The 7340-nt window shown below is 42.9% G+C and carries 6 protein-coding genes and 1 tRNA gene; all 7 read left to right on the top strand.

From position 1 onward, the window contains the following. Positions 1-33: 33 nt before the first annotated feature. Complete coding sequence (locus VSA01S_RS13055) at positions 34-531, top strand: CinA family protein (protein ID WP_371860797.1); 498 nt, start codon at positions 34-36, stop codon at positions 529-531. A gap of 229 nt (positions 532-760) precedes the next feature. Beyond that, positions 761-1804: a recombinase RecA gene (recA, locus tag VSA01S_RS13060; RefSeq protein ID WP_039979808.1), complete on the top strand. Its 1044-nt coding sequence runs from the start codon at positions 761-763 to the stop codon at positions 1802-1804. Between the two features lie 162 nt (positions 1805-1966). Continuing rightward, the gene (gene recX / locus VSA01S_RS13065) at positions 1967-2431 is read left to right on the top strand and encodes a recombination regulator RecX (RefSeq protein ID WP_039979807.1); all 465 of its coding nucleotides are present in this window, start codon (positions 1967-1969) and stop codon (positions 2429-2431) included. A gap of 138 nt (positions 2432-2569) precedes the next feature. Then, entirely contained in the window at positions 2570-5167 is a 2598-nt protein-coding gene (gene alaS, locus VSA01S_RS13070; RefSeq protein ID WP_039979806.1) for an alanine--tRNA ligase, read from the top strand. Positions 5168-5527: 360 nt separating this feature from the next. Beyond that, positions 5528-6715: an aspartate kinase gene (locus VSA01S_RS13075; RefSeq protein WP_039979805.1), complete on the top strand. Its 1188-nt coding sequence runs from the start codon at positions 5528-5530 to the stop codon at positions 6713-6715. A gap of 95 nt (positions 6716-6810) precedes the next feature. Continuing rightward, entirely contained in the window at positions 6811-7008 is a 198-nt protein-coding gene (gene csrA, locus VSA01S_RS13080; RefSeq protein WP_004415691.1) for a carbon storage regulator CsrA, read from the top strand. 240 nt (positions 7009-7248) lie between these two features. Then, a tRNA-Ser gene (locus tag VSA01S_RS13085) sits at positions 7249-7340 on the top strand.

The following is a 7340-nucleotide window of genomic DNA, read 5'->3' on the forward strand; positions in this document are numbered from 1 at the left end:
CATTCTCAGCTTTTTTATGGCGATGTATTGGACATGATGGAAGTAAATTCAAAATCAATCGGTCAAATAAGTGCTCTTTTAGGTGAAGCCTTAGGTAAAAAAGGCTTGAGTATGACGACGGCTGAGTCTTGTACAGGGGGAGGCGTTGCGAGCGCCATCACCGATATTGCCGGTAGCTCAGCATGGTTTGACCGGGCCTTTATTACCTATAGTAATCAAGCCAAAATGGAGATGCTTGACGTAAACTCAGTGGTTCTTGAGTCTCATGGAGCAGTCAGTGAACCTGTCGTGAAAGCGATGGTTGAGGGAGCATTGAGGCACTCTGATGCACATATCGGCGCTGCCATCAGTGGTATCGCTGGCCCTGGTGGAGGGAGCGTTGATAAACCCGTTGGTACGGTCTGCTTCGCCTTTGCTGACCGAGAGGGATGGCTAAAAACAGAAACGCTTCACTTTGATGGTGATCGTAGGCAAGTACGTCAACTGGCAATTCAGCATGTGTTGGTACGCTTATTAGAGCACCTTCGTTAATCTAAAGAAATCTTTGCTTCTTGTTTTTCTACTGAAAGTGATTGTATCTAATGAAAAAATTGAGTCAGAGATACAGGTGGTATGAGAACCTAAGCGAGTTTTTTTTCATACAGTGCTGGACACTGTATGAATCAACAGTATAATAATGATTATTGTTGAGTGGCTCTGCTACTCAAAAAATCTAAATGACTATTCGTCGCCCAAAGAGATGAATCAATCGGAGAAAGTAATGGACGATAACAAACAGAAAGCGCTCGCCGCTGCGCTAGGTCAAATTGAAAAGCAATTCGGTAAAGGCTCTATTATGCGTCTTGGTGATAACCGTGCGATGGACGTGGAAACGATTTCAACTGGCTCTCTTTCTCTTGATATCGCTTTGGGTGCTGGTGGTCTACCGATGGGCCGTATCGTAGAAATTTACGGTCCAGAATCTTCAGGTAAAACAACGTTAACTCTTGAGCTGATTGCTGCTGCACAACGTGAAGGTAAAACTTGTGCGTTTATCGATGCAGAGCACGCACTAGACCCAGTATACGCTAAGAAACTGGGTGTTGATATCGATGCACTATTAGTTTCTCAGCCAGACACTGGTGAGCAAGCACTCGAAATCTGTGATGCGTTGGCACGCTCTGGTGCTATCGATGTTATGGTTGTCGATTCTGTCGCGGCACTGACTCCAAAAGCAGAAATTGAAGGTGAAATGGGCGATAGCCACATGGGTCTTCAAGCTCGTATGCTTTCACAAGCAATGCGCAAGCTAACAGGTAACTTAAAGCAGTCTAACTGTATGTGTATCTTCATTAACCAAATTCGTATGAAGATTGGGGTAATGTTTGGTAACCCTGAAACCACAACAGGTGGTAACGCACTGAAATTCTATGCTTCTGTTCGTCTTGATATTCGTCGTACTGGTGCGATCAAAGAAGGTGATGAAGTGGTGGGTAACGAGACTCGCATTAAAGTTGTGAAGAACAAGATTGCTGCACCATTTAGAGAAGCGAATACTCAAATCATGTATGGCCAAGGTTTTAACCGTGAAGGTGAATTGGTTGATTTAGGTGTAAAACACAAATTGGTTGAAAAAGCGGGTGCATGGTACAGCTACAACGGCGATAAAATTGGTCAAGGTAAAGCGAACGCCTGCAACTATCTCCGTGAACATCCAGCTGCAGCGCAAGAAATCGATGCGAAATTGCGTGAAATGTTGCTTTCTCCAGCTAAGCCTGAAGAAGCTGAACTGGGTGAAATGCCAGAGCAAGAAGAAGAGTTTTAACCTTCTCACTGATTACGTTTTAACAAAGCCCTGTTTCGCAGGGCTTTGTTATATCAGGTAAATTTATTCAAGCGATATTATCTATTAGTCATAGAAATAGATATAAATATAGCCACGGCATGATGAGCTATTACCCTGATCAACAGTAACTTTAGGACAACCATGTATCAAAAGCGCCAAACGCCTTCATTATCGAGTAAAGAAGCCGCAATTCATTTATTAAGCCGCCGTGATCATGGGCAATATGAGCTGTATCAAAAATTGATGCAGAAAGGTTATGAAATCGCTGATGTAGAATCCGCGATTAATTTTTGTTTGGAGCACAACTATCTGGATGATTTGCGTTACGCTAAAAGCCAGGTTCGTCAGCATGTTTATAAAGGTCATGGTGAACGTCGCATTCAGCAAGAATTAAATTTAAAACGTATCCCTGAAGCCATTATTGATCTTGCTCTACAACAAGAGCCGCAAGATTGGTTTGAGTTAGCTAAAACGACTGCTGAGAAAAAATTTAAAGGGGTCAAAGCCAAAGATCAAAAAGAGTATGCTAAACAAGTTCGTTTTTTACAGTATCGAGGGTACAGTTTTGAGCAGATAAGTTATGCGCTAAACGACGAGAGCGAATAACTAAAATAAGTACCGGATATGAGTTTTACTGTCATTTCTCTCTTCTAAAGCCTCTTTTCTATAAGAAAACTAGTCGTAGCTGATTGCTTGATCTACAATACGGCAAAATTCTAACTCGACTATTTCAGGAAGAGCTGCATGTACATGAGCACTGATGAGGTTCGTAACGCGTTCCTTAAGTTCTTTGAAAGCAAAGGACACCAAATCGTAGAAAGTTCATCGTTAGTTCCACATAACGATCCAACCCTGTTATTTACTAACGCAGGCATGAACCAATTTAAAGATTGTTTCTTAGGCTTAGAAAAACGAGCCTACACCCGAGCGACTACGGCTCAACGCTGTGTACGTGCTGGTGGTAAACATAACGATTTGGAAAACGTCGGTTTTACTGCTCGCCATCATACCTTCTTTGAAATGCTGGGTAACTTCAGTTTTGGTGACTATTTCAAAGAAGACGCCATCGCTTTTGCTTGGGAGTTTTTAACTGAAACGCTTAAACTGCCAGCAGACCGTCTACTGGTGACCGTTTACGAAACTGACGATGAAGCATTTGATATCTGGAATAAAAAAGTAGGCGTTCCAGCCGATCGTATCGTGCGTATTGGCGATAAGAAAGGCGGTAAGCCATATGAGTCAGATAACTTCTGGCAGATGGGTGACACTGGTCCTTGTGGCCCATGTACAGAGATCTTCTATGATCACGGCGAACATATCTGGGGTGGTCGTCCTGGTACGCCTGAAGAAGATGGTGACCGTTTCATCGAGATCTGGAACAACGTATTCATGCAGTTCAACCGCCACGCTGACGGCACAATGGAACCGCTACCTAAGCCATCGGTAGATACGGGTATGGGTATCGAGCGTATCTCTGCCATCATGCAGGGCGTGCACTCAAACTACGAAATCGATGTATTTCAAGCGCTTATCAAAGCTGCAGCAGAAGTGATCGGTTACCAAGACCTATCCAACCAATCGCTACGCGTGATTGCCGACCACATCCGTTCATGTTCATTCTTGATTGTTGATGGTGTTATGCCTTCAAACGAAGGTCGTGGTTATGTTCTACGTCGTATTATCCGTCGTGCCGTTCGTCACGGTAACAAGCTAGGCGCACAAGGTGCATTCTTCCACAAATTGGTTGGTGTACTAGCGGACATCATGGGTACGGCTGGCGAAGAACTGAAGCGTCAACAAGCTGTGGTTGAAAAAGTATTGCGTATCGAAGAAGAAAACTTCGGTCGTACACTTGAGCGTGGTATGGCGATTCTAAACGAAGCGTTAGATAACATTTCTGCTCAAGGAGCGGATGGCAAAGTGCTCGATGGCGAAACAGTATTCAAACTTTACGATACTTACGGTTTCCCAGCTGACTTAACGAACGACGTTGCACGTGAACGTGAGTTCGCTATCGACGAAGAAGGTTTCGAGAAAGCGATGGAAGAGCAGCGTCAACGTGCACGTGAAGCCGGTAACTTCGGTACTGACTATAACGCTGCAATCAAAGTTGATGCACAAACAGAATTCTGTGGTTACACAGGCACTAAAGGTTCTAGCTCTATAGCAGCGATGTTTGTTGAAGGTAACGAAGTCGATTCGCTATCTGCAGGCGACAAAGCAATCATCGTACTTGGAGAGACACCATTCTACGCTGAGTCAGGCGGTCAATGTGGTGATGCTGGTGAAATCCGCACTGAGTCTGGTGTATTCCGTGTTGAAGACACTCAGAAACTAGGCAACGCAATTGCGCACCACGGTGTAATGGCAGAAGGCGTGCTAGCGAAAGATGACGAAGTAGCAACGATTGTTGATGCAGAGCGTCGCGCAGCTATCTCTCTAAACCACTCAGCGACACACTTGCTGCATGCTGCACTGCGTCAAGTGCTTGGTGAGCATGTCACGCAGAAGGGCTCTCTAGTAAAAGCGGACAACCTTCGTTTTGACTTCTCCCATCTCGAAGCGGTAACCGCAGCAGAGCTGAAGGACGTTGAGCGTTTAGTGAATGCACAAATTCGCCATAACCACACTATTGAAACTAACGTTATGGACATTGAGTCTGCGAAGCAGAAAGGTGCAATGGCACTGTTCGGTGAGAAGTACGATGACGAAGTGCGCGTACTGTCTATGGGCGATTTCTCGACAGAGCTTTGTGGTGGTATCCATGCTTCAAATACCGGTGATATCGGTCTATTCAAGATAACTTCTGAAGGTGGTATCGCAGCAGGTATCCGTCGTATCGAAGCGGTAACGGGCGAGGGTGCACTCGACGCAATCGAAGCTCAAGCGGCTAAGTACGAAGAGAAACTGGCTGAGTCAGCGCAAAAAGCAAAATCTTTAGAGAAAGAAATCCAAAAGCTGAAAGACAAAATGGCTGCGGCAGAAAGTGCCAATATCATGGGCAAAGTTAAGGATATCAATGGTACTAAAGTTTTGGTCGCGGCTCTAGAAGGTGCGGATAGCAAAAACCTACGCACTATGGTTGACGACATTAAAAACCAAGTTGGTAGCGGTGTTGTCCTGCTTGCAAACGTAAATGATAACAAGATTGGTCTCATTGCTGGTGTAACTAAAGACCTTATTTCTAAAGTGAAAGCGGGTGATTTAGTTAAAATGGTGGCTGAGCAAGTCGGCGGTAAAGGTGGTGGTCGTCCAGATATGGCGCAAGCCGGTGGTACGGACGTTGACGCTCTGCCTAGAGCAATTTCATCCGTTCAACCTTGGCTTGAAGAGCGTTTATAGTACCTAATTATATTTACGCTCAATGTATATCATGAATTGAGCGTTATACCTTTTACTTCAATAGGTTAAATCGTTGGCACATTTCAAAAAGGACAGGTGCTCCTTAGATCATAAATTTTGTTAACGATTTTTAATGCAGAACTTCGATATCTATGAATCGTTGTCATAAGGCTGACCTGTTGAACGAAGTACTTTTAGGTTAGTTGGGTATATTTTTAATGGTAACCAAGTTGCTTGATGATGAGGCTGTTTGCTTTGTTTTTAGTTGGCTTGGTTTTGTCGTAAATACCACTTACAAAATTGAAAGTTTTGTATAGCAGTGGTTTGAAAGAGATTTTGGTCTTGGGAAGGTGAAGACTGGTGAAAAAGCCCCTTATCGTGCAAAAGTTTGGCGGAACATCGGTGGGTTCTATTGATAGAATTTATCAGGTAGCTGAACACATCATTAAGGCGAAAAATGATGGTAATCAAGTTGTTGTGGTTGTTTCTGCTATGTCAGGTGAAACAAATCGGTTAATGGATCTAGCTCAACAAATAGACAGTGTTCCAACTGCTCGAGAACTTGATGTTTTGCTCTCTGCTGGTGAGCAAGTGTCTATGGCACTTTTAGCAATGACGCTTAATAAATTAGGTTATGCTTCACGCTCACTTACCGGAGCACAGGCTAACATTGTGACAGATAACCAGCACAATGGTGCTACGATCAAACACATTGATACCGAAGTTATATTTGAAATACTCAAAAAAAATCAAATTGTAATTTTAGCTGGTTTTCAAGGTGTGAATGAAAATGGGGATATTACAACACTCGGCCGAGGAGGTTCAGATACCAGTGCTGTGACTGTCGCTGGAGCACTGAAGGCTGATGAGTGCCAAATTTTTACCGATGTTGATGGTATCTATACCTGTGATCCACGCATCGTGAAAAAAGCTCAGAAACTTTCCATTATCGATTTTCCTACGATGGCTGCCATGGCAAGCGGAGGGGCTAAGGTACTACATTTACCTTCAGTACTCTTTGCATGGCAAAATCAGGTACCATTACGGGTTTTATCTACTTTTGATGAGAATGAAGGTAGCCTAGTCAAAGGTGAAATTGGTACAAAAGCTATTTCGGGTATCGCTATTCAGCGAGAACTTGCCATAATTGAAGTTGATAATGAAAATTTATCTAGCATAAAAACACAATGCCAGATGTTAAGCATCGATATTTGGAATGTGTTCGAAGAAACAGAACGTACAGGTATTGTGATAATGCAAGAAGCTTGTGCCAAGTTGGAATTGGTGTTCTGTGATGCAATTCGTAAAAGCGAAATTGTCAGTTTGTTGACTGTAGTCGGTGAGAGGGCTAATGGAATGGTCGAGCACGCTTGTCAGTTGTTAGCTCAACACAACATAGTGGTTAATTTCTCTGCTACGAATACACTGGCTATGATGCTGGGTTTATCGCCAGAAAATGTTGAGGCAGCAGCAAACATTCTGCATGATGCTTATGTTATATCTAGTGAATCATTGCAAATTCAACAAAAACATGCCTTTTTAGGTTAATTTTCGATGATAAGGTAGTTTACGGAAATGCACCTTTTGTTGGATAATAGTTTTGTAAAAAAAATGAAATTTAGAAATTATTCAAGGAGCAAAGAATGCTAATTTTAACTCGTCGTGTAGGCGAAACACTAATGATTGGTGATGAAGTAACGGTAACTGTACTAGGTGTAAAAGGTAATCAAGTACGTATTGGTGTTAATGCTCCGAAAGAAGTTTCGGTTCACCGTGAAGAAATATACATGCGCATTCAAGCCGAAAAAGGTAATGGAAACGTTGCTTCTGGTAACTATTAACTCTCTACTATTTTATGTGTGCTGTTTGAATGAAAAAGGCTAACTAAGGTTAGCCTTCTTGGTTTCTTAATTAATGTTATTTAAAACAATAACAACACTTTTTCCCTCGTAAAAAAATAATAAAGTTGCTTTAAGCAGCACTTTGGTTAAATCCACAACAGTTAAGAAGTTTTTGTGTTTTTTTTAAAAGAAAATGTTTGACATATTTTTGGTAAAACGTAATATGTGCCTCCGCAAGACGGTGAGGTGGCCGAGAGGCTGAAGGCGCTCCCCTGCTAAGGGAGTATACGGTTTATCCCGTATCGAGGGTTCGAATCCCTCCTTCACCGCCA

It is taken from the genome of Vibrio sagamiensis NBRC 104589 (assembly GCF_007990935.1).
GTDB classification, from domain to species: domain Bacteria; phylum Pseudomonadota; class Gammaproteobacteria; order Enterobacterales; family Vibrionaceae; genus Vibrio; species Vibrio sagamiensis.